At 72.7% G+C, this 25,526-nt stretch carries 24 protein-coding genes; 16 read left to right on the forward strand and 8 right to left on the reverse strand.

Features of this window, described 5'->3' with window-relative positions; translation table 11 throughout:
- Positions 1–17 precede the first annotated feature (17 nt).
- Positions 18–1,718 carry an acyl-CoA mutase large subunit family protein gene (locus ACSLTV_RS24385; RefSeq protein ID WP_432134157.1) on the reverse strand — a complete coding sequence of 567 codons (1,701 nt, stop codon included), beginning with the start codon at positions 1,716–1,718 and terminating at the stop codon, positions 18–20.
- Between the two features lie 95 nt (positions 1,719–1,813).
- On the opposite strand from ACSLTV_RS24385, the gene ACSLTV_RS24390 reads away from it, so the two are divergent.
- Positions 1,814–2,155: a DUF3817 domain-containing protein gene (locus ACSLTV_RS24390; RefSeq protein ID WP_432134156.1), complete on the forward strand. Its 342-nt coding sequence runs from the start codon at positions 1,814–1,816 to the stop codon at positions 2,153–2,155.
- Positions 2,156–2,201: 46 nt separating this feature from the next.
- Here the strand turns inward: ACSLTV_RS24390 and ACSLTV_RS24395 are convergent, their stop codons facing one another.
- The gene (locus ACSLTV_RS24395; protein WP_432134155.1) at positions 2,202–2,711 is read right to left on the reverse strand and encodes a MarR family winged helix-turn-helix transcriptional regulator; all 510 of its coding nucleotides are present in this window, start codon (positions 2,709–2,711) and stop codon (positions 2,202–2,204) included.
- Positions 2,712–2,818: 107 nt separating this feature from the next.
- Positions 2,819–4,186 (reverse strand): MFS transporter, encoded by a 1,368-nt coding sequence (locus ACSLTV_RS24400; RefSeq protein WP_435612886.1) that lies wholly within the window; start codon positions 4,184–4,186, stop codon positions 2,819–2,821.
- A gap of 111 nt (positions 4,187–4,297) precedes the next feature.
- Here ACSLTV_RS24400 and ACSLTV_RS24405 point away from each other — a divergent pair, with 111 nt between their 5' ends.
- The 3 genes from ACSLTV_RS24405 (at position 4,298) to ACSLTV_RS24415 (ending at position 7,122) form a co-directional block, all read left to right on the forward strand.
- Complete coding sequence (locus ACSLTV_RS24405) at positions 4,298–5,278, forward strand: DUF5937 family protein (RefSeq protein WP_435612887.1); 981 nt, start codon at positions 4,298–4,300, stop codon at positions 5,276–5,278.
- Positions 5,279–5,411: 133 nt separating this feature from the next.
- Positions 5,412–6,176, forward strand: a complete 765-nt coding sequence (locus ACSLTV_RS24410; RefSeq protein ID WP_432134152.1) for a hypothetical protein — start codon at positions 5,412–5,414, stop codon at positions 6,174–6,176.
- A 262-nt stretch (positions 6,177–6,438) separates the two neighbouring features.
- Complete coding sequence (locus ACSLTV_RS24415; protein WP_435612888.1) at positions 6,439–7,122, forward strand: TetR/AcrR family transcriptional regulator; 684 nt, start codon at positions 6,439–6,441, stop codon at positions 7,120–7,122.
- A gap of 110 nt (positions 7,123–7,232) precedes the next feature.
- Here ACSLTV_RS24415 and ACSLTV_RS24420 read toward each other — a convergent pair whose 3' ends face one another.
- Together ACSLTV_RS24420 and ACSLTV_RS24425 are read right to left on the reverse strand one after the other, a co-directional pair.
- Positions 7,233–7,544, reverse strand: a complete 312-nt coding sequence (locus ACSLTV_RS24420) for an MTH1187 family thiamine-binding protein (RefSeq protein WP_432134151.1) — start codon at positions 7,542–7,544, stop codon at positions 7,233–7,235.
- The gene (locus ACSLTV_RS24425) at positions 7,541–7,885 is read right to left on the reverse strand and encodes a DUF3817 domain-containing protein (protein ID WP_432134150.1); all 345 of its coding nucleotides are present in this window, start codon (positions 7,883–7,885) and stop codon (positions 7,541–7,543) included. The genes ACSLTV_RS24420 and ACSLTV_RS24425 overlap by 4 nt, the downstream gene beginning before the upstream one ends.
- Positions 7,886–8,063: 178 nt before the next feature.
- Between ACSLTV_RS24425 and ACSLTV_RS24430 the strand changes: the two genes are divergently transcribed.
- The 4 genes from ACSLTV_RS24430 (at position 8,064) to ACSLTV_RS24445 (ending at position 10,711) form a co-directional block, all read left to right on the forward strand.
- On the forward strand, positions 8,064–8,696 hold the full coding sequence (locus ACSLTV_RS24430) for an AIM24 family protein (protein ID WP_432134190.1): 633 nt from the start codon (positions 8,064–8,066) through the stop codon (positions 8,694–8,696).
- A 1-nt stretch (position 8,697) separates the two neighbouring features.
- Positions 8,698–9,348 (forward strand): AIM24 family protein, encoded by a 651-nt coding sequence (locus ACSLTV_RS24435; protein WP_432134149.1) that lies wholly within the window; start codon positions 8,698–8,700, stop codon positions 9,346–9,348.
- A 38-nt stretch (positions 9,349–9,386) separates the two neighbouring features.
- Positions 9,387–10,139, forward strand: coding sequence for an AIM24 family protein (locus ACSLTV_RS24440; RefSeq protein ID WP_435612905.1), 753 nt, complete (start codon positions 9,387–9,389; stop codon positions 10,137–10,139).
- Between the two features lie 95 nt (positions 10,140–10,234).
- Entirely contained in the window at positions 10,235–10,711 is a 477-nt protein-coding gene (locus tag ACSLTV_RS24445) for a MarR family winged helix-turn-helix transcriptional regulator (RefSeq protein ID WP_432134148.1), read from the forward strand.
- An 873-nt stretch (positions 10,712–11,584) separates the two neighbouring features.
- Here the strand turns inward: ACSLTV_RS24445 and meaB are convergent.
- Together meaB and ACSLTV_RS24455 are read right to left on the reverse strand one after the other, a co-directional pair.
- The gene (gene meaB / locus ACSLTV_RS24450; protein ID WP_432134147.1) at positions 11,585–12,541 is read right to left on the reverse strand and encodes a methylmalonyl Co-A mutase-associated GTPase MeaB; all 957 of its coding nucleotides are present in this window, start codon (positions 12,539–12,541) and stop codon (positions 11,585–11,587) included.
- A 37-nt stretch (positions 12,542–12,578) separates the two neighbouring features.
- A complete protein-coding gene (locus ACSLTV_RS24455; RefSeq protein WP_432134146.1) occupies positions 12,579–13,775 on the reverse strand; it encodes an acetyl-CoA C-acetyltransferase in 1,197 nt (398 codons plus the stop codon).
- Between the two features lie 149 nt (positions 13,776–13,924).
- Between ACSLTV_RS24455 and mce the strand changes: the two genes are divergently transcribed.
- From mce to ACSLTV_RS24490, 7 genes are all read left to right on the forward strand, one after another.
- Complete coding sequence (gene mce / locus ACSLTV_RS24460; protein ID WP_432134145.1) at positions 13,925–14,365, forward strand: methylmalonyl-CoA epimerase; 441 nt, start codon at positions 13,925–13,927, stop codon at positions 14,363–14,365.
- A 262-nt stretch (positions 14,366–14,627) separates the two neighbouring features.
- Complete coding sequence (gene scy / locus ACSLTV_RS24465) at positions 14,628–18,728, forward strand: polarized growth protein Scy (protein ID WP_435612889.1); 4,101 nt, start codon at positions 14,628–14,630, stop codon at positions 18,726–18,728.
- A gap of 183 nt (positions 18,729–18,911) precedes the next feature.
- Entirely contained in the window at positions 18,912–19,850 is a 939-nt protein-coding gene (locus ACSLTV_RS24470) for a cellulose-binding protein (RefSeq protein ID WP_432134143.1), read from the forward strand.
- Between the two features lie 89 nt (positions 19,851–19,939).
- Entirely contained in the window at positions 19,940–20,893 is a 954-nt protein-coding gene (locus tag ACSLTV_RS24475; protein ID WP_435612890.1) for an ABC transporter ATP-binding protein, read from the forward strand.
- Position 20,894: 1 nt separating this feature from the next.
- Positions 20,895–21,665: an ABC transporter permease gene (locus ACSLTV_RS24480; RefSeq protein ID WP_432134141.1), complete on the forward strand. Its 771-nt coding sequence runs from the start codon at positions 20,895–20,897 to the stop codon at positions 21,663–21,665.
- Positions 21,666–21,795: 130 nt separating this feature from the next.
- Positions 21,796–23,040 carry an ABC transporter ATP-binding protein gene (locus ACSLTV_RS24485; RefSeq protein WP_435612891.1) on the forward strand — a complete coding sequence of 415 codons (1,245 nt, stop codon included), beginning with the start codon at positions 21,796–21,798 and terminating at the stop codon, positions 23,038–23,040.
- The gene (locus tag ACSLTV_RS24490; protein ID WP_432134139.1) at positions 23,037–23,888 is read left to right on the forward strand and encodes an ABC transporter permease subunit; all 852 of its coding nucleotides are present in this window, start codon (positions 23,037–23,039) and stop codon (positions 23,886–23,888) included. Before ACSLTV_RS24485 ends, ACSLTV_RS24490 begins: the two co-directional genes overlap by 4 nt.
- Before the next feature lie 27 nt (positions 23,889–23,915).
- On the opposite strand, the gene ACSLTV_RS24495 is transcribed toward ACSLTV_RS24490, so the two are convergent.
- Positions 23,916–24,248, reverse strand: a complete 333-nt coding sequence (locus ACSLTV_RS24495) for an ATP/GTP-binding protein (protein WP_432134138.1) — start codon at positions 24,246–24,248, stop codon at positions 23,916–23,918.
- 222 nt (positions 24,249–24,470) lie between these two features.
- Between ACSLTV_RS24495 and ACSLTV_RS24500 the strand changes: the two genes are divergently transcribed.
- Complete coding sequence (locus ACSLTV_RS24500; RefSeq protein WP_432134137.1) at positions 24,471–25,499, forward strand: LLM class flavin-dependent oxidoreductase; 1,029 nt, start codon at positions 24,471–24,473, stop codon at positions 25,497–25,499.
- The last annotated feature ends 27 nt before the right edge of the window (positions 25,500–25,526 follow it).

Consider the following 25,526-nt stretch of genomic DNA (forward strand, 5'->3'; position numbering starts at 1 on the left):
GCTGAGAACGCCAGGCACTAGAACCCGGCGGGCTCCGTGTACACCCCCCACTCGTCGCGCAGCACCCCGCAGATCTCGCCCAGGGTGGCCTCGGCGCGTACGGCGTCCAGCATCGGCTCGATCATGTTGGAGCCGTCGCGGGCGGCGGCGAGCATCGCGTCGAGGGCAGCGCGGACGCGGGCGTCGTCCCGAGCGGTCTTCCGGTCCCCCAGGAGCCGAACCTGCTCGCGTTCCACCTCGTGGCTGACCCGGAGGATCTCCAGGTCGCCGGTGACCGATCCGGTGTGGACGTTGACGCCCACGACGCGCTTGTCGCCCTTCTCCAGGGACTGCTGGTAGCGGAAGGCGGACTCGGCGATCTCGCCGGTGAACCAGCCGTCCTCGATGCCGCGCAGGATGCCGGAGGTGATGGGACCGATGGGGTGCCGCCCGTCCGGGTGGGCCCGCAGTCCGCGCTCCTTGATCTGGTCGAAGATCTTCTCGGCGTCCGCCTCGATGCGGTCGGTGAGCTGCTCCACGTACCACGAACCGCCCAGCGGGTCGGCCACGTTGCCGACGCCGGTCTCCTCCATCAGCACCTGCTGGGTGCGCAGGGCGATCTCGGCGGCCTGCTCGCTGGGCAGGGCCAGGGTCTCGTCGAGGGCGTTGGTGTGCAGGGAGTTGGTGCCGCCGAGCACCGCGGCGAGCGCCTCCACCGCCGTACGCACCACGTTGTTGTACGGCTGCTGTGCGGTGAGCGAGACGCCCGCGGTCTGGGTATGGAACCGGAGCCACTGCGCCTTGTCGCTCTTCGCGCCGTACACGTCCCGCATCCAGCGGGCCCAGATGCGGCGCGCCGCGCGGAACTTGGCGATCTCCTCGAAGAAGTCGACGTGCGCGTCGAAGAAGAAGGACAGGCCGGGCGCGAAGACGTCGACGTCCAGGCCGCGGCTCAGGCCCAGCTCCACGTACCCGAAGCCGTCCGCGAGGGTGTACGCCAGCTCCTGCGCGGCCGTCGCACCGGCCTCGCGGATGTGGTAGCCGGAGACGGACAGCGGCTTGTAGGCGGGGATGCCGGCGCTGGTGTACTCCATCAGGTCGCCGATGAGGCGCAGGTGGGGCTCGGGCTGGAAGAGCCACTCCTTCTGGGCGATGTACTCCTTGAAGATGTCCGTCTGGAGCGTGCCGTTGAGGACGGACGGGTCGACGCCCTGCCGTTCGGCGGCGACCAGGTACATGCAGAAGACGGGCACGGCCGGCCCGCTGATGGTCATGGAGGTCGTCACGTCGCCGAGCGGGATGTCCTTGAACAGGACCTCCATGTCGGCAGCGGAGTCGATGGCGACCCCGCAGTGGCCGACCTCGCCCAGCGAGCGCGGGTCGTCGGAGTCGCGGCCCATGAGCGTCGGCATGTCGAAGGCGACGGAGAGGCCGCCGCCGCCGTTGCGGAGGATCATCTTGTAGCGCTCGTTGGTCTGCTCGGCGTTGCCGAACCCGGCGAACTGCCGGATGGTCCACGTACGCCCTCGGTAGCCGGTCGGATACAGGCCGCGCGTGAAGGGATACTCCCCCGGCCAGCCGATCCGCTCGAAGCCGTCGTAGGTGTCCCCCGGTCGGGGCCCGTACACCGGCTCCACGGGGTCGCCGGAGAGCGTGGTGAAGTCTGCGTCGCGCTTGCGTGCGGCGTCGTACCGGGCCTGCCAGCGTCGGCGGCCCTCCTCGATGGCGTCAGCGTCCATACCCTCGAATTTACTAGGACGTCCTAGTAAATGATAGTGGTGCAGGTCAGGACACGCGTGCGGGACACCTCGGCGCACCCGTTACGCTCGACACCATGAAGAGGAGCGTCCTGACGCGTTACCGGGTGATGGCCTATGTCACCGCCGTACTGCTGGTCCTGCTGACGGTCGGCGTCATCGGGAAGCGGCTGCTGCACCTGGACGGGTTCGGCAGCTTCACCACGATGGTCGGCATCGCCCACGGCTGGCTGTACGTGCTGTACCTGATCTTCGCCTTCGACATCGGCAACAAGGCGAAGATGCCGGTCGGCCGCCTTCTCTGGGTGCTGCTGGCGGGCACCGTCCCCACCGCCGCCTTCTTCGTGGAGCGCCGCGTGACCCGCGAGGTGGAGCCGCTCATCGCGCAGGACGCCGAACCCAAGCCCGCCGCGGCCTGACGCCTCGCGGAGGCCCGGGCGGCGCGTGCTGGTCGGCGGACGGCGTTCAGCCCTCGTCGAAGTCCCGCGCAGCGACCCGCAGCGGGCGCAGCAGGGCGAAGATCTCGGCGCACTCCTCCGCGTCGTACGCACCGAGGCCGAAGTCCATGGCCATCAGGTCGCGGGTGGCTGCGTCGACGACCTCGCGGCCCTTGTCGGTGATGGTGGCGAGGGTGCCGCGGCCGTCGTTGGGGTTGGGGCGCTTGGCCACCAGGCCGGACTTCACCAGGCGGTCGACCGTGTTGGTCACCGAGGTCGGGTGCACCATCAACCGCTCGCCGATCTTCGACATCGGCAGCTCGCCCGCCTTGGAGAAGGTGAGCAGTACCAGTGCCTCGTACCGCGCGAAGGTCAGCCCGTACGGCTTGACCACCGCGTCGACCTCGGCGAGCAGGATCTGGTGCGCACGCATGATCGACGTGATCGCGGCCATGGACGGCACGTTTCCCCAGCGCTGCTTCCAGAGCTCGTCGGCGCGGGCGATGGGGTCGAAGGGGAGACTGAGGGGCTTTGCCACGTCATCAGACCCTACCGGTCGGTCATATCGTGGTCAGCACCGTCTCGGCCTTCGGTCACCGGCCTTCGGTCGCCTGCCTTCGGTCACCGGCCTTCGGTCACCTTCGGTCACCGGCCGTCCGGCGCGGCTGCCGGACCCGGCTCCGCCACCGGGCTGTCCTCGTCGGCCGCCCGTCGGGCCGCGACCGCCAGCAGGACGCAGCACACCGCGCCCAGCGCACCCGCCCCCACCACGGTCGTGCGCACCCCCGCGGCCTCCGCCGCGACCCCCGCCAGGGCCATCCCCACCCCCTGGGAGGTCATCAGCCCGGCGGTGAGCAGGGTCATCGCACGGCCGCGCACCGCGTCCGGCACCACCCGGACCAGCCGCTGGTCGACGCCCAGGGTGTACGCGGAGCCCGCCCCGGAGAGAGCCAGCAGGAGCAGGGAGACGGCGAGTCCGGGGCGCAGCGCGAAGGCCAGGTAGGGCAGCAGGGTCAGACAGACCAACGGCAGCGCGATCCGCTCCCGGGTCGCGGGGCGCAGCCGGGCGCCCGCGTACAGCTCGCCCGCGATGGTGCCGACGGGCATCGCGCACATCAGCAGGCCGAGGGCGGCCGGGCCGGCGCCGAGCGTGTCGGCGTAGGGGGCCGCGAGGGCCTCGGGGGCGACGGCGAAGGCCGGCGGGATCCAGAACAGCAGGAACAGCACGCGGATCCGGCGGTCGGCGAGGACCCGCCGCGCGCCCCGCAGGGAGTCCCGCACCAGCGCTCCGCCGTCGTGGGCGCGGGCCGGGCGGCGGCGGGTGCCCAGGCGCAGCAGCACGGCCGAGGCCAGGAAGGTGCCCACGGTGATCAGCAGGGCCTGCCGCGGTGAGGCCACCGTCAGCAGCAGACCGCCCAGGCCGAAGCCGACGAGCAGCGCGCTCTGCGCGGTGATGCGCAGCAGGGAGCGGCCGAGGACGAAGAGGTCGCCGTCGCCGAGGATGTCCGCGAGGGTGGCCATCCGGGTGCCGGCGAACACCGGGGAGACGACCGCGAGGCAGCAGCGCAGGGCGAGCAGGACGGCGATGGGGACGCCGGGCGCCGTCATCGGCACCACGCAGGCCGCGCACACCAGGTCGCACACGACCAGTACCCGCCGGGCCGGGAAGCGGTCGGCGGCCCCGGCCAGCAGGGTGCCGCCGACGACGTACGGCAGGAAGCCGAGCGCCCAGGCCAGCGCGCTCAGCAGCGGGGAGCCCGTGACGTCGTAGACGAGGACGGAGAGGGAGATCTCGGCGACGATCACGCCGAGCATGGACATCAGGTGCGCGGCGAAGACGGCGCGGAACTCGCGGACGGCGAAGACGCGGCGGTACCCGGCGGGCCGCTCGGGGCCGGACGCGGGCTGCACCTTGGCCGCGGGCGCGGACCGCGGCTCGGCTGTGGGCTCGCGCCCGGGATCGCGTGCCGGCTCGGGTGGGGGTACTTCCCGCACCTGGGTCTCTTCTGGCATGGGCAGCAGCCTGCGGCGATCCGTCCCACCACCCTAGTCTTTCGCCTCCAGCCGAATCTTTCCCTCCTCTTGACTGCCGAATCTTTCCCTCCTTGTGACTCCGGAGCCCCCATGCCCTCGTATCTGCACTTCGGTGAGGACGACTTCCTGCGCTGCCGGTTCGCCGTGTCGCCGCTGTGGGAGACGCAGGAGGCGGTGCGGACGCTGAAGCGGCCGGACCGGCACGGATACCACGCGCCGTGGCTGCGAAGGTTCCGGGCGGCGGCCGACGCGCTGGACCTGTCGGGCGTGTGGCTGCTGATGCCGCGCCGGGGGCACTCCCCGGACTGGCTGTGCCCGCCACCGGTCGGGCCGGCGGCCGGGTTCGAGGAGGAGATCGCCGCGGTGCGGGCGGCGGACCCGGAGGCCGCGCGGGAGGACACCGCGCGTTCGCTCGCGGACACCCCGGGGGCGGCGGACTCCCCGTACGGGCGGGCCTGGATGCGGGACCCGGAGCGGATGGTGGCCGAGTTGGCGGACACCCTGGAGCGGGTCTGGCACACCCTCGTCGAGCCGGAGTGGCCCCGGCTGCGGGCCCTGCTGGAGGCCGACGTCGCCTTCCACTCGCGGCGGCTGGCCGAGGTGGGTCTCGGCGGGCTGCTGCCGGAGATCAACCGCCGGTGCGGCTGGCGGGCCGGGACGCTGACCGTGGAGTCCCAGGGCCGGCACGAGCGGCATCTGGGCGGGCAGGGGCTGGTGCTGATGCCGAGCGTGTTCGTGTGGCCGGACGTGGTCAGCGGCTTCGACCCGCCGTGGCAGCCGACCCTGGTGTACCCGGCGCGGGGCATCGGCGGCCTGTGGAAGGACGGACCGGCGGACGACGACGCGCTGGCCCGGCTGCTGGGCCCCAACCGGGCCGCCGTCCTCGCCGCCCTGGACGAGCCGGCCGCCACCTCCGCCCTCGCCCACCGCCTCGGCCTCGCCCCGTCGTCGGTCTCCGCGCACCTGACCGTGCTGCGCGCGGCCGGCCTGTTGCTGTCGCGGCGCTACGGCCATCAGGTGCTGTACGAGCGGACGCCGCTGGGAATGGCGCTGGTGTCGGGCGGCCGGTGAGCGGGGACTTGGACGGACGGTCCGGCAAGTACGGTCGGCCGGGGGGCGTTTGAGCGACCGCTCAAACAGGTGTACCGTCCGCCGAGGGAGTTTGAGCGGTCGCTCAAACGCCGTACGGACCAGGGGGATTCGCATGTGGGAGCCGGGGCTCTACGTGGAGGCGCGGATCCTCGCCGACCTCGACGAGCTGTGGACCCACACCCAGGACCCGGCCCTGCGCCGACGCTGGGACCTGCGCCTCACCCGGATCGACCAGCTCCCGCGCGCGGAGGGCGGACCACTGCGCTACCGGTACGCAGCCCGCCCGCTGCCGTTCCTGACGGTCACCGCCACCGCCGTGGGCGCGAGGGAACGCGAGCGTCCGGACGGCAGCCGCACCTCGGTCCTGCGCTTCGCCTGCGCGCACCCGCTGTCGCCGCTCGTCGAGGGCAGCGGGTACTGGCGCTACCTGCCCGACGGCGACGGCGTGCGGTTCGCGGCGGGCTGCGACTACCGGCCGCGCTGGGGCCGCTTCGGCGCGCTTGCCGACCGCTGGGCGGTCCGTCCGCTGACCCGCTGGGCGACGGCCTGGTCCTTCGACCGGCTGCGGCTGTGGCTGGAGCGGGGAGTCACGCCCGAGCGGGCCCTGCGCAACTGGGTGGCGGAACTGGCCGTCCGTGCGGCGGTGGCGGTCGGCGCCGCGGGGGCGCTGGCCGCCGGTCTGGACCCGGCGCAGCGGGTCCTCGGGACGTTCGCGGCCTCCCTGGCGTTCCTGTGCCCGCTGCTGCTGAGCGTGGCCCTGTGCCTGGCGCTGTTCGCCCCGCCGCTGCCCGGCACCCCGGCCGCCCGCCGCTGCCTGCGCCGGCCGCCGGACCCCGTACGACCGCCCCGGCTGATGCGAGCACTGGAGAACCCCTGATGATCTCGGCGCGACGCCCGGCGCACGGCGGCGGTACGGAGGAGCCGGCGTGAGCCCGGAGACCAGCAAGGCCCGGGAGACGGGCGGCAGCACCCCGGGAACAGGAGGGAAGCCCCTGGAGACCCGAGGGGAGCCCCTGACCACCGGAGGGAAGACCCCGGAGGCCGGGGTGAAGACCCGGGAGGCCTCAAGGAAGGCCTCAGGGAAGGCCTCGGAGACAGGCGGCAAGACCCCGGAGGCTGGGGCCGGGGCCCCGGAGGCCGTGAGCAGAACCCGGGAGGCTGGGGCCAAGGCCCCGGACACCGGAGGCAAGGCCCTGGAGACGAGGACCAGGCTCCTCGACGGCGCCCTGCGCACCCTCACCGAGCAGGGCATCGCCAGGACGTCGGCCCGTACGGTGGCCGCGGCCGCGGGAGTCAATCAGGCACTGGTCTTCTACCACTTCGGCTCGGTGGACGAACTCCTCGCGGCGGCCTGCCGCTACGGCGCGGAGCGCTCGGTGGCCCGGCACCGCGGCCGCCTGGCGGCGGTGCGGTCGCTCTCCGAACTCCTCGCCCTGGGCCGCCGGATCCACGAGGAGGAGCGCGCCGGCGGCCATGTCACCCTGCTCGGCCAGCTGCTGGCGGGCGCCCAGACCCACCCGGCGCTGGGCCCGGCCACGGCGGCGGGCCTCGACCTGTGGATCACGGAGATCGAGCGGGTCCTGGAACGGGTCCTGTCCGACACCCCGTTCGCCGAGCTCACCGACCCGGCGGGCCTGGCCCGTGCCATCGCCGCGTCGTTCGTCGGCCTCGAACTCTACGAGGGCGCGGACCCGGCCGGCGCCACCTCCGCCCTGGACGCGCTGGAGCAACTGGGCGTACTGGTGGGAGCGTTGGAGACCCTGGGACCGGTGGCCCAGCGGGCGGTCCGCCAGCACCTGCGCCGGGCGGCCGGGCGACGGTGACGGCGGGGGCCACGCCGTCGGGGGCCGGTGACCTTGCCACCGAGCCGCTCACCCGGTCGGCCCCGCCCCTGCCCCGGCGCTCGCGCCTGTCCGCTCCTCGCCCCCTACTCCTACTCCTGCCTCGGCCCCTGCCCGGACAGGTGCCGCTCGACCGTCTCCACCTTGGAGGTGAGGCCGTCCGTCACCCCGGGGCGGATGTCCGCCTTGAGGACCAGGGAGACGCGGGGGGCGCGGGCCTCGACGGCGGCGACAGCGCGTCCGACGACGGCCATGACCTCGTCCCACTCACCCTCGATCGAGGTGAACATCGCGTCGGTGCGGTGGGGCAGGCCCGACTCGCGGACCACCCGGACGGCGTCGGCGACGTACTCCCCCACGTCCTCGCCGACGCCCAGCGGCGTCACGGAGAAGGCGACGATCATGCGTTGACGACCCCTTCCTTGCGGACGCGGGCGGCGATCACCGCGTCCTCGGCCTCCCGCCGGAGCCGTCGCTCGGCGAAGAAGCCGCCGGTGGGCAGGACGGAGAGGACGAAGTAGAGGGCGGCGGTGCGCAGCGACCACTTGGCCCGGTTCCAGGCGTCCGCCCAGAAGACGACGTAGAGGACGAACAGGATGCCGTGGATCGCGCCCATCACGGGCACCGCGTTGAAGTCCGTGGTCCGCTTCAGCACCGAGCAGACGAGCAGGATCAGGAAGGACACGGCCTCGGGGGCCGAGACCAGGCGGAGGCGGCGGAGGGCGGAGGCGGTCTTGAGGTCCACGGGTCACCTTCGGGGGGTCGGCAGGAGTGCGCGTCGCCGGTCTGCGGCTTTGTGAACACGCGCACAAGCGTCCGTCCATTGTGGCAAACCGCCACACTGAGGGTTCGCTCAGGGTCCGTCTCCTCCCCTGGGCGCTGGCCGCTCCGCCCACCCGGCGGCTACCTTCCCTTGCGTGGCGATGTTTCGACTGCAGGGCGGCAAGGTGCTGGCCGTCGACATGACCGGGGACACCGTTCGGGCGAAGAACGGCGCGATGGTCGCGTACGACGGACAGATGGCCTTCAAGAAGCTGACGGGCGGCGGCGAGGGGCTCCGGGGGATGGTGACCCGGCGGCTCACCGGCGAGCAGATGACCATGATGGAGGTGAAGGGGCACGGGACGTGCTGGTTCGCGGACCGCGCCTCCGACATCAACCTCATCGGCCTCCAGGGGGACAAGCTCTACGTCGAGTCGAGCAGCCTGCTCGCCACCGACGCGGGGCTGAGGACCGGGACGACCTTCACCGGGCTGCGCGGGGCCTCGCAGGGCAACGGGCTGTTCACCACCACCGTGGAGGGCCACGGGCAGGCGGCGATCATGTCGGACGGGCCGGCGGTGGTGCTGCGGGTGAGCGCGCAGTACCCGCTCTGCGTCGACCCCGGCGCGTACGTCGCGCACCAGGGGAACCTGCGGCAGTCCTTCCAGTCCGGTGTGACGTTCCGCACGTTCCTCGGGGAGGGCGGCGGCGAGGCGTTCCAGATCCGCTTCGAGGGCGACGGACTGGTGTACGTCCAGCCCAGCGAGCGCACCACGATCGCGGGGGATGTGTGACATGGGTTTCCGCGAGATCAACTCGAAGATGATCGAGGCGACCGTCGTGCCGGGGCAGCGTCTGTTCAGTCAGCGCGGCGCGATGCTCGCCTACAAGGGCGAGGTGTCCTTCACGCCCAACGTCCGGGGCGGCCAGGGCGGGGTGATGTCCATGATCGGCCGGCGTCTCGCCAACGAGGACACCCCGCTGATGACGGTGGAGGGCAACGGCACGGTCCTGTTCGGGCACGGCGGCCACCACGTCCAGGTGATCGGCCTCTCCGGCGACACCCTGTACGTGGAGGCGGACCGCCTTCTCGCCTTCGAGGGCACCCTGGAGCAGGGGACCATGTTCCTGGGCTCCCAGGGCGGGGTGATGGGCATGGTCCGGGGACAGGTCAGCGGCCAGGGGCTGTTCACCACGACCCTGAAGGGGCACGGCGCCGTCGCCGTCATGGCGCACGGCGGGGTGATCGAGGTTCCCATCACCCCCCAGCGGCCCGTCCATGTCGACCCGCAGGCCTACGTCGCCCACCACGGCGACGTCCGCAACAAGCTGTCCGCCGCGCTCGGCTGGCGCGACATGGTGGGCCGGGGCTCCGGCGAGGCGTTCCAGCTGGAGCTGAGCGGCAGCGGTGCGGTCTACGTCCAGGCGTCGGAGGAGAAACTGTGAGCACCCACCACGGCACGGGCCCCACGGTCCACGACCCCATGACGCTGCCCGCCGACGACAACGTGAACAACTACACCTTCTGCGTGGAGCTCAAGGGCTCCCAGTGGTTCCTGCAGAAGGGGAAGATGATCGCCTACTACGGATCGATCGACTTCAACGGCATCGGGCACGGGCGATTGGACCGACTTGTCCGAACGGCGTTTCATTCGCCGTTGCACGCGAGCGACTGGGTGGTGGCCGAGGGCTCGGGCAAGATGCTGCTCGCCGACCGGGCCTTCGACGTCAATTCGTACGACCTGGACGACGGCAACCTGACCATTCGCTCCGGCAACCTGCTCGCTTTTCAGCCAAGTCTGTCGCTGAAGCAATCGATCGTGCCGGGTTTTCTGACGCTGATCGGAACCGGGAAGTTCGTCGCGGCATCTAACGGGCCGGTGGTGTTCATGGAACCTCCCATCCGGGTGGATCCGCAGGCACTCGTCGGCTGGGCCGACTGCCCGTCCCCGTGCCACCACTACGACCACGGGTACATGGCAGGCGTATTGGGCGGTCTACGTGCACTGACGGGCCTGGGCGGGGCCTCCGGCGAGGAGCACCAGTTCGAGTTCGTGGGGGCCGGCACGGTGCTGCTCCAGTCGACCGAGACGCTGATGGCGGAGCAGGCGACGGGGGCGGTTCCACACCAGGCGGGGGTACCCGGTGGCGGGGGTCACGGCCCCCAGGGGCCCCAGGCGGGGGGACCGCGTCTTCCCGGACAGCTGGGAGACCTCCAGCGTCGCTTCGGGCTGTGAGCGGTAGTCTGCGGAGTGTGACGAGTTCGAACGCGTGCACCCAGTCACACCACCCTCAGTAGTTCGCCTTTCAACATTTTAGGTAGACTTCATTCATGGAGACCGAGACGGCCACCCCCTGGCTCACCGATGCGGAGCAGTGCGCCTGGCGCACCCACCTGGAGGTCAACAGGCTGTTGACGTACCAGCTCGAAAAGGATCTGCAGCCGTTCGGCCTGACAATGAACGACTACGAGATCCTGGTGAACCTCTCCGAGTCGGAGGACGTCCGGATGCGGATGAGCGACCTCGCGTCCGCGACCCTCCAGTCGAAGAGCCGCCTCTCGCACCAGATCACCCGCATGGAGAACGCCAACCTGGTCCGGCGGGAGAACTGCGAGTCGGACCGCCGGGGGCTGTACGCCGTGCTCACCGAGCACGGCATGGAGACCATGAGAAAGGTCGCGCCCCACCACGTGGCGTCCGTACGGCGCCACTTCATCGACCTCCTCGACCCCGAGGCCCTGTCGGAACTGGACCGCGCCCTCAAGCCCATCGCGGAACACCTGCGCGGGCAGCGCGGCCGCCCCTGACGGGAGCCGCGCCACGAGCCGGCGGCCGGCCCGCCCGCCCAGCGGCACCGCGCCCCCACGGGGCGGCCCGTGAGGCGCTCGTCCGTCCCCCACCCCGGGCGGCGACAGCGGCCGTGCGCAGGACCGTCGCGCCCGCCGCCGCGAAGCACACGGCGAGGGGCGGCCTGCCCGCCACGGGGCCCGCGTCGACCGGGCAGCAGACGTCGCCGCCCGCGTCGACCGCCGCGGTGACCCAGGCGCCGGGGCGGGTGCGGGTCCGGGTGTCCGGCGTCGCCCTCCCGTCGATGCCGCGACAGGCCGTGGTGAGCGCCGTTCCTCCCGCAGCGCGCGCGTCCTCGGGCCGAGCAGGAGTGCGCGGGCGCCGGTGACGGCGGCGAGCGCGGCCACCGCAGTGCCGGGCCGCGGGACACCGCGAGGGAGCCAGCGGGCCGGCGTACGGCAGCGTTACCGGGGGCCGGGCGCGGCGCGCGCCGTACCGGTCGACCAGCGCCCACAGGCGCATCAGGGCGACCGTGAGGACCACGGAGGCGGCCATGTCCGCCACCGCGCCTGCCACGGCGCGGGACACGGTCATGCGGACGGCCGCCGGGCCGCGCGGACAGCGAGATCAGCCCGTCGGCGAGGCGCCCCGGCCGGGTGCGCTGCCGAAGGCGCGCAGGGCATGAGTGAGTCCGAGGACGGCACGGCCCGCACGGCGGGACGGCACGGCCCGCACGGCCCGCTGCTCCCAGCCCCTCCCCCCGGCCACCGGTCCTGCACGCCCCGCCCCGCGAGCCCCTGGGCAGGGACCGTCGGACCGGTCGGGCCGAGGCGGGGCCCCGGGCGCCGGGGGATGACGGGTGCCAGGCCCCCCGGTCGCGGGCGAAGGCGGTGTCAGGACTCGGTGACGGCCGCCACCAGGTCGTCCGCGGCGCGGTACGGGTCCAGTTCCCCGGACACGACGCGCTCGGCGAGGGTGGTGAGGTGACGGTCGCCGCGCAGGTCGCCGATGCGTTCCCGCAGGGCGGTGACGGCGATGGTCTCGACCTCGTGGGCCGCGCGGGCGAGCCGGCGTTCGGTGAGGACGCCGTGCTCCTCCATCCACGCGCGGTGCTTCTCCAGGGCCTCGACGACCTCGTCGACGCCCTCGCCGCGCGCGGCGACCGTCTTGACGATGGGCGGCCGCCAGTCGCCGGGGCCGCGGGCCTCGCCGAGGCCCAGCATGTGGTTGAGTTCGCGGGCCGTGGCGTCGGCGCCGTCGCGGTCCGCCTTGTTCACCACGTACACGTCGCCGATCTCCAGGATGCCCGCCTTGGCGGCCTGGATGCCGTCGCCCATGCCGGGGGCCAGGAGCACCACGGAGGTGTCGGCCTGGGAGGCGATCTCCACCTCCGACTGGCCGACGCCGACCGTCTCCACGAGGATCACGTCGCAGCCGGCCGCGTCCAGGACGCGGATCGCCTGCGGCGCGGCCCAGGCGAGGCCGCCCAGGTGGCCCCGGGTGGCCATGGAGCGGATGTAGACGCCGGGGTCGGAGGCGTGCTCCGACATCCGGACGCGGTCGCCGAGCAGCGCGCCGCCCGAGAACGGCGACGACGGGTCCACGGCGAGCACGCCGACCCGCCTGCCCTGCTTGCGGTACGCCGTGACCAGCGCCGACGTGGAGGTCGACTTGCCGACACCGGGCGAACCGGTGAGCCCGACCACGTACGCGTTGCCCGTCAGCGGGGCCAGCGCCGCCATGACCTCCCTGAGCTGCGGGGACGCCCCCTCCACCAGGGAGATCAGCCGGGCCACGGCCCGGGGCCGGCCTTCCCTGGCCTGGGCGACCAGCGAGGAGACGTCCTGCATCACAGCTCCGTTCGGTTCAGGTTCGTACGGGAGGAACTCAGGCCTTGGGGACCCGGACGATCAGTGCGTCGCCCTGGCCGCCGCCGCCGCACAGCGCGGCCGCGCCGACCCCGCCGCCGCGCCGCTTCAGCTCCAGCGCCAGGTGCAGCACGAGACGGGCGCCGGACATGCCGATCGGGTGGCCGAGGGCGATGGCACCGCCGTTGACGTTCACCTTTTCCGTGGACACGCCCAGGTCCTTCATTGACTGGACGGCCACGGCGGCGAACGCCTCGTTGATCTCGATGAGGTCCAGGTCCGCGACCTCCAGGCCCTCCTTCTTCAGGGCATGCAGTATGGCGTTGGACGGCTGGGACTGCAGCGAGTTGTCGGGGCCGGCCACATTGCCGTGGGCGCCGATCTCGGCGATCCACTCCAGACCCAGCTCCTGCGCCTTGGCCTTGCTCATCACGACGACGGCCGCAGCGCCGTCGGAGATCTGCGAGGACGTGCCCGCGGTGATGGTGCCGTCCTTGGTGAAGGCCGGGCGCAGCCTGCCGAGCGACTCGGCGGTGGTCTCGGCGCGGATACCCTCGTCCTTGCTGAAGACGACGGGCTCGCCCTTGCGCTGCGGGATCTCGACCGGGGTGATCTCGGCCTCGAAGACGCCGTTCTTCTGGGCCGCGGCCGCGCGCTGGTGGCTCAGCGCGGCGATCTCGTCCTGCTCGGCCCGGCCGATGCCGAGGCGGGTGTTGTGCTTCTCGGTGGACTCACCCATCGGGATGGTCTCCCACGGGTCGGTCAGACCGTCGTACGCCATCGCGTCGAGCATCTGCACCGCGCCGTACTTGAAGCCGTCGCGGGACTTCGGCAGCAGGTGGGGGGCGTTGGTCATGGACTCCTGGCCGCCGGCGACGACGATGTCGAACTCGCCGGCGCGGATCAGCTGGTCGGCCAGCGCGATGGCGTCCAGGCCGGACAGGCACACCTTGTTGACGGTGAGCGCCGGGACGCTCATCGGGATGCCCGCCTTGACCGCGGCCTGGCGGGCCGGGATCTGTCCCGCCCCGGCCTGCAGCACCTGGCCCATGATGACGTACTGCACCTGGTCGCCGCCGATCCCCGCACGGTCGAGGGCGGCCTTGATCGCGAAGCCGCCGAGGTCGGCTCCGGAGAAGGACTTGAGGGAGCCCAGCAGTCGTCCCATGGGCGTGCGCGCGCCCGCGACAATCACCGAGCTGTTGGTAGATGACATGAGCTGCGATCCCCTTACCGGCCTGCACAGCCGAGGAGTGAACGAGGGTTTACTTCGAATGTACTGAGCGGCACTCCGTGCCGTCACCGGCCCGTCGGTGTGATCGCGCGCACGTTGCGTAACCACCTCCCGAGCGCTGCACTGAAACCATGCTGACGCGAATCGACCACATCGGGATCGCCTGCCACGACCTCGACGCCACCGTCGAGTTCTACCGGGCCACCTACGGCTTCGAGGTGTTCCACACCGAGGTCAACGAGGAGCAGGGCGTGCGGGAGGCCATGCTCAAGATCAACGAGACGTCCGACGGCGGCGCCTCCTACCTGCAGCTGCTGGAGCCCACCCGCGAGGACTCCACGGTGGCGAAGTGGCTGGCGAAGAACGGCGAGGGTGTCCACCACATCGCCTTCGGCACCGCCGACGTCGACGGCGACGCCGCCGCGATCAAGGACAAGGGTGTCCGGGTCCTCTACGAGGAGCCCCGGCGCGGCTCCATGGGGTCACGGATCACCTTCCTGCACCCCAAGGACTGCCACGGTGTCCTGACCGAACTGGTCACTTCGGCACCGGTTGAACCGGCTGAGCACTGACCCACGTACATAAGGGCCGGTAGGGTTGGGGGCGGTCGCCGCTTCCCATGGGCGGCCCGGTCCTGACATCAAGGTCGGCGTCTGCCCGCGAGCGGCCGTCGGCCCCGACGTCAGGACCGCCGGGGTCCGGGTTTCGGGGGTGCGAGCGGCGGGCGGTAGCCCTTGCCGCGCCGTTGATCTGACACCATTCCCCGGGGGCCCCGTCCGGCGGATGGACGGTGCTCGTTGGAGAAGCTGACCAGGGGACGGATGGGACCGCGCAGTGCGGGGCTACGAGAGCCAGGAGCGGGAGCCGGCGGCTGACGTCGACCACCTCACTCGGTTCGAAGCCGAGATGAAGCGGCTGAAGACCGAGCGGGACAAGGCGATCCAGCACGCCGAGGACCTCGGCTACCAGGTCGAGGTGCTGCGCGCCAAGCTGCACGAGGCGCGGCGCACCATCATGTCCCGGCCCGCCTTCGACGGCGGTGACATCGGCTACCAGGCCGAGCAGTTGCTGCGCAACGCGCAGGTGCAGGCCGACCAGCTCCGCGCCGACGCCGAGCGGGAGCTCAGCCAGGCGCGGGCACAGACCCAGCGCATCCTGCAGGAGCACGCCGAGCAGGCCGCCCGGCTGCAGGCGGAGCTGCACCAGGAGGCGGTGACCCGCCGCCAGCAGCTCGACCAGGAGCTGGCCGAGCGCCGCCAGACCGTCGAGTCGCACGTCAACGAGAACGTGGCCTGGGCCGAGCAGCTGCGCGCCCGGACCGAGGCACAGGCCCGTCGGCTGCTGGAGGAGTCCCGCGCCGAGGCCGAGCAGGCGATGGCCGCGGCCCGCGCGGAGGCCGAGCGGCTGACCGGGGAGGCCCGGCAGCGCCTGCAGAGCGAGGCGGAGACGGCCCGGGCGGAGGCGGAGCAGCTGCTGCGCCGGGCGCGGGCGGACGCCGAGCGGCTGCTGAACGCCGCCTCCACCCAGGCCCAGGAGGCCACCGACCACGCGGAGGCGCTGCGCACGTCCACCGCGTCCGAGTCGGACACCGCACGCCGGCAGGCGCAGGAGCTGACCCGCGCCGCCGAGCAGCGGATGGCGGACGCCGAGGAGGCGCTGCGCAAGGCGCAGGCCGAGGCCGAGAAGGTGCTCAACGAGGCCAAGGAGGCCGCCGGCAAGGCGCTGTCGAGCGCCGAGGCCGCCAACGAGACCCGTACCCGCACGGCGAAGGAGCAGGTCGCCCGCCTGGTCGGGGAGGCCACCAAGGAGGCGGAGGCGACCCGCGCGGAGGCCGAGCAGGCGCTCGCCGACGCCCGCGCTGAGGCGGAGAAGCTGGTCGCGGAGGCCGCCGAGAAGGCCCGCACGCTCACCGCCGAGGAGAGCGCCACCCAGCTGTCGAAGGCGGCCAGGACCGCCGAGGAGGTCCTCAACAAGGCGGCCGAGGACGCCCGCTCCACCACCAGGGCGGCGGCCGAGGAGGCCGAGCGGATCCGCGGGGAGGCCGAGGCCGAGGCGGACCGGCTGCGCGCCGAGGCGCACGACATCGCCGAGCAGCTCAAGGGCGCGGCGAAGGACGACACCGAGGAGTACCGCGCCAAGACGGTCGAGCTGCAGGAGGAGGCCCGCCGGCTGCGCGGCGAGGCCGAGCAGCTGCGCTCGGAGGCCGTCGCCGAGGGCGAGCAGATCCGGGCGGAGGCGCGCAAGGAGGCCGTCCAGAAGATCGAGGAGGCCGCCAGGTCGGCCGAGGAGCTGCTGGCGAAGGCCAAGGCGGACGCGGACGAGCTGCGCCAGGGCGCCACCGCGGACAGCGAGAAGGTGCGCACCGAGGCCATCGAGCGCGCCACCGCGCTGCGCCGGCAGGCCGAGGAGGCCCTGGAGCGCACCCGCCAGGAGGCGGAGAAGTACCGGGCGGAGGCGACCGAGCAGGCCGAGGCGGTCCGGGAGGACGCCGAGCGGGCCGCGCGGGAGCTGCGCGAGGAGACCGAGCGGGCCGTCGAGGCCCGGCAGGGCGAGGCCGCCGCCGAGCTGACCCGGCTGCACTCGGAGGCCGAGTCCCGGCTGGCCTCCGCCGAGCAGGCGCTGACCGAGGCCCGCGAGGAGGCCGCGCGGATCCGCCGCGAGGCCGGCGAGGAGGCCGACCGGCTGCGCTCGGAGGCCGCGGAGCGGATCCGTACGCTGCAGCAGCAGGCCGAGGAGGAGGCGGAGCGGCTGCGCGGCGAGGCCGCCGCCGACGCGTCGGCCGCCCGTGCCGAGGGCGAGTCGGTCGCCGTACGGCTGCGGTCGGAGGCCGCGGCCGAGGCGGAGCGGCTGCGGACGGAGGCGCAGGACACCGCCGACCGGGTGCGGGCCGAGGCGCAGGCCGCGGCGGAGCGGCTGGCCGCGGAGGCGTCCGAGACGCTGGCCGCCGCGCAGGAGGAGGCGGTACGGCGTCGCCGTGAGGCCGAGGAGACGCTCGGCGCGGCCCGGCAGGAGGCCGACCAGGAGCGGGAGCGGGCCCGGGAGCAGAGCGAGGAGCTGCTGGCCAGCGCGCGCAAGCGGGTCGAGGAGGCGGAGACCGAGGCGACGCGGCTGGTCGAGGAGGCCGAGCGGCGGGCCGGCGAGATGGTCGCCGCGGCCGAGCAGCACGCCCAGCAGGTGCGGGAATCGGTGGCCGGGCTGCACGAGCAGGCCCAGGAGGAGATCGCCGGCCTGCGCAGCGCCGCCGAGGTGGCCGCGGACCGCACCCGACGGGAGGCCGAGGAGGAGGCGGACCGGGTCCGCGCCGACGCCTACGCGGAGCGGGAGCGGGCCGGCGAGGACGCGGCGCGGCTGCGCCGGGAGACGCAGGAGGAGTCGGAGGCCGCTCAGGCGCTCGCCGAGCGCACCGTCGGCGAGGCGGTCGCGGAGGCCGAGCGGCTGCGCGCGGACGCGTCGGCGCACGCCCAGCGGGTGCGCACCGAGGCGTCGGACGCGCTGGCGGAAGCGGACCAGACCGCCTCCCGCACCCGGGCCGACGCCCGCGAGGACGCCAACCGCATCCGCTCCGACGCGGCCACCCAGGCCGACACCCTCATCACCGAGGCCCGCGCCGAGGCCGAACGCCTGCAGACCGAGACGATCGCCGAGGCCGAGCGGCTGCAGACGGAGTCGACGGCGGAGGCGGAGCGGGTCCGCGGCGAGGCGCAGGCGGAGTCCGAGCGGCTGCGCTCCAAGGCGTCACAGACGCTGGCGGAGGCCGAGCAGGCCGCGTCCCGCACCCGGGCCGACGCCCGCGAGGACGCCAACCGCATCCGCTCCGACGCGGCCGGCCAGGCCGACACCCTCATCACCGAGGCCCGCGCCGAGGCCGAACGCCTGCAGACCGAGACGGCCGCCGAGGCCGAGCGGCTGCGCGCCGAGTCGGTCGCCAAGGCGGAGAAGCTGATCGGGGACGCCGCCGACGAGGCGGAGCGGTTGCGCGCCGAGGCCGCCGAGACGGTGGGCTCCGCGCGGCAGCACGCCGAGCGGCTGCGCACCGAGGCGGAGCGGGTCCGGGCCGAGGCCGCCGCGGAGGCGGAGCGGCTGGTGAACTCCGCGCGGGAGGAGGCCGACCGGACGCTGGACGACGTCCGCAAGGAGGCCAACAAGCGGCGTTCGGAGGCCGCCGAGCAGGTCGACAAGCTCATCACGGAGACCACCGCCGAGGTCGACAAGCTGCTCACGGAGGCGCAGGAGCAGGCGCTGCAGACGACCGCGGACGCCGAGTCGCAGGCGGACACCATGGTCGGCGCGGCCCGCAAGGAGGCCGAGCGGATCGTCTCCGAGGCGACGGTCGAGGGCAACACCCGGGTGGAGAAGGCCCGCACGGACGCGGACGAGCTGCTGGTCGGCGCCCGCCGGGACGCCACCGCCATAAGGGAGCGCGCGGAGGAGCTGCGCGACCGCATCACCGGCGAGATCGAGGAGCTGCACGAGCGGGCCCGCCGCGAGGCCGCGGAGACGATGAAGTCGGCCGGCGACCGCTGCGACGCGCTGATCACGGCGGCCGAGGAGCAGCTGGCCAAGGCGCAGGCGAAGGCCAAGGAGCTGGTGTCGGAAGCCAACTCGGAGGCGGGCAAGGTCCGTATCGCGGCGGTGAAGAAGGCGGAGGGGCTGCTCAAGGAGGCCGAGCAGAAGAAGGCTTCGCTCACCAAGGAGGCCGAGGAGCTCAAGGCCGAGGCGATCCGGGAGGCCCGGCGCACCGTCGAGGAGGGCAAGCGCGAGCTGGAGCTCCTGGTGCGCCGCCGGGAGGACATCAACGCGGAGATCTCCCGTGTCCAGGACGTGCTGGAGGCGTTGGAGTCTTTCGAGGCGCCGGCGTCGGGCAAGGACGGCGGGGTCAAAGCGGGCGCGACGGTGGGAGCCCCTCGATCGGGTGGCAAGTCCTCGGACGGCTAGCGGAGCGGGGGCATTCCGGTGAAGTATGGGGGCTTTGCCCGGGCCTTTGGCAAGCCGTCCGGTCTTCAGCCACTCAAAAGGGGTGTCATTCTCCAGATCAAACACGCATCCGCTCGATGACACACCGCTTCGGCCCCTAGGATTCCACCTATCACCTCACCGGTCTCTTTCGACAGGAACCCCATGAGCGACACTTCCCCCTACGGCTTCGAGCTTGTGCGGCGTGGGTACGACCGCGCTCAGGTGGACGAACGGATCTCCAAGCTCGTCTCCGACCGTGACAGCGCTCTCGCCCGCATCACCGCTCTGGAAAAGCGCATCGAGGAGCTCCACCTCGAGACGCAGAACGCGCAGGCGGCGGTGACGGACGCCGAGCCGTCGTACGCCGGTCTCGGCGCCCGCGTCGAGAAGATCCTTCGGCTGGCCGAGGAAGAGGCCAAGGATCTGCGCGAGGAGGCCCGCCGCGCGGCCGAGCAGCACCGCGAGCTCGCCGAGTCGGCGGCCCAGCAGGTGCGCAACGACGCAGAATCGTTCGCTGCGGAGCGCAAGGCCAAGGCCGAGGACGAGGGCGTCCGGATCGTCGAGAAGGCCAAGAGCGACGCCTCCCAGCTGCGCGCCGAGGCGCAGAAGGACGCGCAGTCCAAGCGTGAGGAGGCGGACGCCCTCTTCGAGGAGACGCGCGCCAAGGCCGCCCAGGCCGCCGCCGACTTCGAGACGAACCTCGCCAAGCGCCGCGAGCAGTCGGAGCGCGACCTGGCCTCCCGTCAGGCCAAGGCGGAGAAGCGCCTCGCGGAGATCGAGCACCGCGCGGAGCAGCTGCGTCTGGAGGCGGAGAAGCTGCGCACCGACGCCGAGCGCCGCGCCCGTCAGACGGTGGAGACGGCCCAGCGCCAGGCCGAGGACATCGTGGCCGACGCCAACGCCAAGGCCGACCGCATCCGCTCGGAATCCGAGCGCGAGCTGGCCGCCCTCACCAACCGCCGCGACTCCATCAACGCGCAGCTGACGAACGTCCGCGAGATGCTCGCGACGCTCACCGGCGCCGCGGTGGCCGCGGCCGGCGCGCCCGCGACGGACGACGAGCCGATCTCCCGCGGCGTTCCGGCGCAGCAGACCCGGTGACACACGGCGTTTTCCGCTGCGGCTGAAAACATGCGGAGCCCTCCGCCACCGAGGTGGCAGAGGGCTCCGTGCCGTTCTAGCGTGGCCGCATGATCGAGCTCGAAGGCCTGACCAAGAGGTACGGCGAGAAGGTGGCGGTCGACGATCTCACCTTCTCCGTCCGGCCGGGTGTGGTGACCGGTTTCCTCGGCCCGAACGGCGCGGGCAAGTCCACCACCATGCGGATGATGCTCGGCCTCGACCGTCCCACCGCCGGGGACGTCCGGATCGACGGCAGACGGTACGACGGCCTCAGGGACCCGCTGAAGTACATCGGGGCCCTGCTGGACGCCAAGGCGGTGCACGGCGGGCGCAGCGCCTTCAACCATCTGCTGTGTCTGGCCCAGAGCAACGGCATCCCGCGGAGCCGGGTGCACGAGGTGCTGGACACGGTCGGCCTGACCGCGGTGGCGAAGAAGAAGACCAAGGGGTTCTCGCTCGGCATGGGCCAGCGGCTCGGCATCGCCGCCGCGCTGCTGGGCGATCCGCGGATCCTGATGTTCGACGAGCCGGTCAACGGGCTCGACCCGGAGGGCATCCACTGGATCCGCACGCTGATGAAGGCGCTCGCGGCGGAGGGCCGCACGGTGTTCGTCTCCTCCCACCTGATGAGCGAGATGGCGCTGACCGCCGACCATCTGGTGGTCATCGGCCAGGGGCGGCTGCTGGCGGACACCTCCATGGCGGACTTCATCGCCCGCAACTCCCGGTCGTACGTGCGGATCCGCACCCCGCAGCGCGAGCGGCTGCTCGATGTGCTGCACGAGGCGGGGGTCACCGTGGTGGGGGCCGGCGGCCAGGCGCTGGAGGTGGACGGGGGCAAGGCGGAGCAGATCGGGGAGCTGGCGGCGCAGCACGGCATCGTGCTGCACGAGCTCAGTCCGCAGCAGGCCTCCCTGGAGGAGGCGTTCATGCAGTTGACCGCGGAGTCGGTCGAGTACCACGCGCACACCGGGCCGGCGGCTCCCGCGGGTCAGTGGGGCGACGGCTGGAGGAAGGACTGACATGGCGACCACCCAGGTCATCAGGTCCGAGTGGACGAAGATCCGCTCGGTGGCGTCCACGGTGTGGACGCTCTCGCTCGCCGTGGTGGTCACCGTCGCGCTCGGCATGCTCATCGCGGCGCTGTCGAAGAACGAGTTCGACACCATGAGCGAGCGCGACCGGCTCTCCTTCGACCCGACGTACATCAGTTTCGCGGGGATGGGGCTCGGCCAGCTGGCGATGATCGTGTTCGGGGTGCTCGTGGTGGCGAACGAGTACAGCACCGGCATGATCCGCACCTCGCTCGCCGCGGTCCCGCAGCGCGGCGCCTTCCTGTTCGGCAAGATCGGGGTGGCCACCGGGCTGGCCCTCGCCGTCGGGCTGGCCACCAGCTTCGTCACGTTCTTCCTGGGGCAGGCGATGTTGGGCGAGCACAAGGCGTCGATCGGTGACCCGGGGGTGCTGCGCGCGGTGATCGGCGGCGGCGTCTACATGACGCTGATCGCGGTGTTCTCCATGGGCGTGGCCGCGATGCTGCGCTCGCCGATGCTGTCGCTGGGCATCCTGATGCCGTTCTTCTTCCTGATCTCCAACATCCTGGGCAACGTCTCGGCGACGGAGAAGGTCGGCCGCTACCTGCCCGACCAGGCCGGCAGCAGGATCATGCAGGTGGTGACGCCGGTCGACGACGACACGCCGTACGGGCCGTGGGGCGGGCTCGCGATCATGGCGGTGTGGGTGGCCGCGGCGGTCGCCGGCGGATACGTGGTGCTGAAGCGGCGGGACGCCTAGCTGTTCTGTCCGGGGAGGCAATCTCGTTTTTACCTGCCCTTGGGCGGAACCGTCAGCTCCCCGATATCCTCCTAACCCTTACGGGGGCACGGGCTCCCCGCTGTCCTGAACCTTTCGATGGGTGCGGAGCATGATCGAGGCAGTCGGCCTGACCAAGCGTTACGGCGACAAGACCGCTGTGTACAACCTTTCCTTCCAGGTGCGGCCGGGGGCCGTCACCGGCTTCCTCGGGCCGAACGGCTCGGGCAAGTCGACGACCATGAGGATGATCCTCGGCCTGGACAACCCGACCTCGGGGGCGGTGACGATCGGCGGCTACCCGTACCGCAAGCTGCCGAACGCGCCCCGCCAGGTCGGCGCCCTGCTGGACGCCAAGGCGGTGCACGGCGGGCGCTCGGCCCGCAACCACCTGCTGTCCCTGGCGCAGTTGTCCGGCATCCCGGCGCGCCGGGTCGACGAGGTGCTGGGCGTGGTGGGCCTGCAGGAGGTGGCGAGGAAGCGCTCCAAGGGCTTCTCCCTCGGCATGGGCCAGCGGCTCGGCATCGCGGCCGCGCTGCTCGGCGACCCGCAGGTGCTGCTGTTCGACGAGCCGGTCAACGGGCTCGACCCCGAGGGCATCCTCTGGGTGCGCAACCTGATGAAGGCGCTCGCCGCCGAGGGGCGGACCGTCTTCGTCTCCTCCCACCTGATGAGCGAGATGGCGCTGACCGCCGACCATCTGATCGTCATCGGGCGCGGGCAGCTGCTCGCCGACATGAGCGTGCAGGACTTCATCCAGGCGAACTCCGCGGGCTTCGCGCGGGTGCGCACGCCCGACACCGAGCCGCAGCTGCGCGAGAAGCTCACGACGGCGCTGACCGAGGCGGGCGGCCACGTGCTGCCCGAGCAGGACGGCGCGCTGCGGGTGACCGGGCTGGCGCTGCCACACATCAGCGACATCGCGCACGACGGCGACGTACGGCTGTGGGAGCTGTCGCCGCACCAGGCGTCGCTGGAGGAGGCGTACATGCGGATGACGCAGGGCGCCGTCGACTACCGCTCCACGATCGACCAGAAGGCCGGCCTGCAGCAGCCGCTGCCGCCCGGCGCCCAGCCGCCGATGCCGGTGCCGGGCCAGGGCCAGCCCGGCTGGTACGCCCCGCCGCCGCCCCAGCCGGGAGCCCAGCCGCCCGCGGGGCCGTACGGCGGCCCAGGAGGCGGGTACGGCGCTCCGGGCGCCCCCGGCGCGCCTCCCGCGCCGGGCACGGCCAACCCGTACGCCCAGCAGGCGCCTGCCCCGGCCGCCCCCGTTCCGGCGGACGCGCCCCCGCAGGCGCCCGCCCCGGCGCCGCAGACCCCCGCCCCCGCCCCGACCCAGTCCGAGGACGCACGATGAGCACCCCCCAGTCGCCGCTGCCGCCGACCGCGCCGGGAGCCGCGTACTCCGGCTACACCTCGCCGATCCCGGTGGTGCGCACGCACCTCGGGCACGCCATCGGCTCCGAGTGGACCAAGATCCGTTCGGTGCGCTCCACGATGTGGACGCTCGGCGTGTTCGTCCTGCTGGTGGTCGGCATCGGCTTCGCGACCGCCGCGCTGGTCGCCGCCAACGCGTCCGAGGACGACATGGCGGGCGAGAACGCGCTCGGCCTGGGCTTCTTCGGACTGCTGCTCGGCAGCATCTGCATCATCACGCTGGGCGTGCTGACGACGGCCTCCGAGTACGGCACCGGCATGATCCGTACGACGATGACGGCCTGCCCCTCGCGCGGCCGGGTCCTCGCCGCCAAGGCGCTGGTGTTCTTCCTCGTCGCGTTCACCGTCACGCTGGTGTCCAGCCTGCTGGTCGCGATGATCGACGTGGCGCTGGTGACCGACGCGGACAGCCCGACGGGCGGGGAGTGGCTCAAGGGCACCGTCGGCGTGTCCCTGTACATCGCGCTGCTCGGCATGATCTCGCTGGCGATCGGCTCGGTCATCCGGCACTCGGCGGGCGCCATCACCATCATGATCGGCCTGCTGCTGGCGCCGCTGGTCATCGCGCTGTTCATGTTCGCGTCCTCGCTTCAGGACCTGCGCGACTTCCTGCTGGAGTACTCGATCCCGAACCAGCTGAGCGTGTTCTACCAGTCGTCCCTCTCCGAGAGCGGCCCGTCGGGCTGGGACCCGCTGTGGATCGCGATCGGCGTCACCGCGGCCGTCTTCGCGCTGGCCGCCGCCCTGCTGGAGAAGCGGGACGTCTAGCAGCCGGCCGCCAGGGCCGGCCGAGGCTCAGAACCTCGGCGCGTTACGGGACCGCCGCACCCCCGGGTCGCGGCGGTCCCGTGCGTTCCAGCACGCCTTGTGCCAGTGCCGGCGGTCGTCGACGCCCGCGTGCTCCGGCCAGGCCACCACGTGCGGCACCCCGTCGGGGATCAGCTGGTCGCAGCCGGGGCACCGGTAGCTCTTGCCCTGCGCGCTGGCCCCGGCCACATGGCGCACGCTCCACTCGTCGCCCTGCCAGCTCACCGTGGACTGCCAGCCGCCGTAGCGGCTCGCGCGGTCGTCCTCGGCGCTCCGGCCGGACGCGCCGGCGGCCTTGGGTCGGTTACGACGCGGGGACACAGGACACCTCACGGGGCTATACAGGATGCGGGGATCGCCTCCAGCCTACGCGGCGGCGCACGGGGTACGCGGAAGGCGGCGTGCCCTCCAAGTCCCTCTCCGGGCACCTGATTCTGCAGACAATCCGCAAATCTCCCCGCCAGGCCGTGTCCTCGGCACGTGTCAGACGGTTATGCCCGGTGGGGGAGCTCCGCGTCGGAGCCAAGGAAGCAGGAAAGTCCCATGCGTGTAGGAAGTTTCGTGTTGGCGGCCCAGTTCCCGGGTCAGGGCCAGGGGGAGGCGCTGCACCGCGCGGTCCGCTCGGCCGAGGTCGCCGAGGAGGCCGGGCTGGAGTCGGTCTGGCTGGCCGAGCACCATTTCGTGCCGTACGGCACCTGTCCGTCCGCCATCACCCTCGCCGCCTTGATCCTGGGCCGCACCCGCCGGATTCGGGTCGGTACGGCGGTCAGCGTGCTGCCCACCGCCCACCCCGTCGCCCTCGGCGAACAGGCGGCCCTGCTGCACCTGACGAGCGGCGGCCGTTTCTCGCTCGGCGTGGGGCGCGGCGGGCCGTGGGTCGATCTGGAGGTCTTCGGGTCCGGACTCGCGGCGTACGAGGAGGGGTTCCCGGAATCACTCGATCTGCTGGTGCGGTGGCTGCGCGAGCCGGCCGTGGGCGCCGACGGCGAGCGGTACCGCTTCCGTGAAGTGCCCGTCGTCCCACGGCCGTCGGAGGCGCTGACGGAGACCGAGGGCCCCGAGGTCGTCGTCGCCTGCACCTCCCCGCAGTCGGTGCGGCTGGCCGCCGAGCGCGGGCTGGCGATGCTCGTCGGGATGCACGTGGGCGACGAGGAGAAGGCCGAGATGATCGCCCTGTGGCGGCGGCACGCGCGCGCGGCCGGGCGGTCGCCGGACGAGATCCGCAGGGCGGCGCACGTCTCGGCGGGGGTCTGCCAGATCGCGGACCGGCGGACCGACGCGGTGGAGACCCTGGTGAAGGCGATGCCGGGCTGGCTGCGGCAGGGGCTGGACGCGCATGTCACGGTGGACGGCCGGCTGCGGCAGATGCGGGACCCGGTGGCGTACACCGAACTGCTCTGCGGGCTGCACCCGGTGGGCACCCCGCGGCTGTGCGCGGACCGGCTCGCGGCGACCAGCGAGCGGACCGGCATCTCCCGTTTCGCGCTGCTCGTCGAGGGCTCCGGCGATCTGGCGGCGACCGAGGAGAACGTACGGCGGCTCGGCGCGGAGGTCCTTCCGCACCTGCGATGACATGCCGAACCGCCCATCCGTGCCGAT

The organism is Streptomyces sp. bgisy159, assembly GCF_965341775.1.
In the GTDB taxonomy this organism is placed as follows: domain Bacteria; phylum Actinomycetota; class Actinomycetes; order Streptomycetales; family Streptomycetaceae; genus Streptomyces.

Bases quoted from the DNA above. Each gene is read 5' to 3' on its own strand.
- ACSLTV_RS24385 (WP_432134157.1), bottom strand. From the start codon at position 1,718: ATGGACGCTGACGCCATCGAGGAGGGCCGCCGACGCTGGCAGGCCCGG.
- ACSLTV_RS24390 (WP_432134156.1), top strand. From the start codon at position 1,814: ATGAAGAGGAGCGTCCTGACGCGTTACCGGGTGATGGCCTATGTCACC.
- ACSLTV_RS24400 (WP_435612886.1), bottom strand. From the start codon at position 4,186: ATGCCAGAAGAGACCCAGGTGCGGGAAGTACCCCCACCCGAGCCGGCA.
- ACSLTV_RS24405 (WP_435612887.1), top strand. From the start codon at position 4,298: ATGCCCTCGTATCTGCACTTCGGTGAGGACGACTTCCTGCGCTGCCGG.
- ACSLTV_RS24410 (WP_432134152.1), top strand. From the start codon at position 5,412: ATGTGGGAGCCGGGGCTCTACGTGGAGGCGCGGATCCTCGCCGACCTC.
- ACSLTV_RS24420 (WP_432134151.1), bottom strand. From the start codon at position 7,544: ATGATCGTCGCCTTCTCCGTGACGCCGCTGGGCGTCGGCGAGGACGTG.
- ACSLTV_RS24430 (WP_432134190.1), top strand. From the start codon at position 8,064: ATGTTTCGACTGCAGGGCGGCAAGGTGCTGGCCGTCGACATGACCGGG.
- ACSLTV_RS24435 (WP_432134149.1), top strand. From the start codon at position 8,698: ATGGGTTTCCGCGAGATCAACTCGAAGATGATCGAGGCGACCGTCGTG.
- ACSLTV_RS24440 (WP_435612905.1), top strand. From the start codon at position 9,387: ATGACGCTGCCCGCCGACGACAACGTGAACAACTACACCTTCTGCGTG.
- ACSLTV_RS24445 (WP_432134148.1), top strand. From the start codon at position 10,235: ATGGAGACCGAGACGGCCACCCCCTGGCTCACCGATGCGGAGCAGTGC.
- meaB (WP_432134147.1), bottom strand. From the start codon at position 12,541: ATGCAGGACGTCTCCTCGCTGGTCGCCCAGGCCAGGGAAGGCCGGCCC.
- ACSLTV_RS24455 (WP_432134146.1), bottom strand. From the start codon at position 13,775: ATGTCATCTACCAACAGCTCGGTGATTGTCGCGGGCGCGCGCACGCCC.
- mce (WP_432134145.1), top strand. From the start codon at position 13,925: ATGCTGACGCGAATCGACCACATCGGGATCGCCTGCCACGACCTCGAC.
- ACSLTV_RS24470 (WP_432134143.1), top strand. From the start codon at position 18,912: ATGAGCGACACTTCCCCCTACGGCTTCGAGCTTGTGCGGCGTGGGTAC.
- ACSLTV_RS24475 (WP_435612890.1), top strand. From the start codon at position 19,940: ATGATCGAGCTCGAAGGCCTGACCAAGAGGTACGGCGAGAAGGTGGCG.
- ACSLTV_RS24480 (WP_432134141.1), top strand. From the start codon at position 20,895: ATGGCGACCACCCAGGTCATCAGGTCCGAGTGGACGAAGATCCGCTCG.
- ACSLTV_RS24485 (WP_435612891.1), top strand. From the start codon at position 21,796: ATGATCGAGGCAGTCGGCCTGACCAAGCGTTACGGCGACAAGACCGCT.
- ACSLTV_RS24490 (WP_432134139.1), top strand. From the start codon at position 23,037: ATGAGCACCCCCCAGTCGCCGCTGCCGCCGACCGCGCCGGGAGCCGCG.
- ACSLTV_RS24500 (WP_432134137.1), top strand. From the start codon at position 24,471: ATGCGTGTAGGAAGTTTCGTGTTGGCGGCCCAGTTCCCGGGTCAGGGC.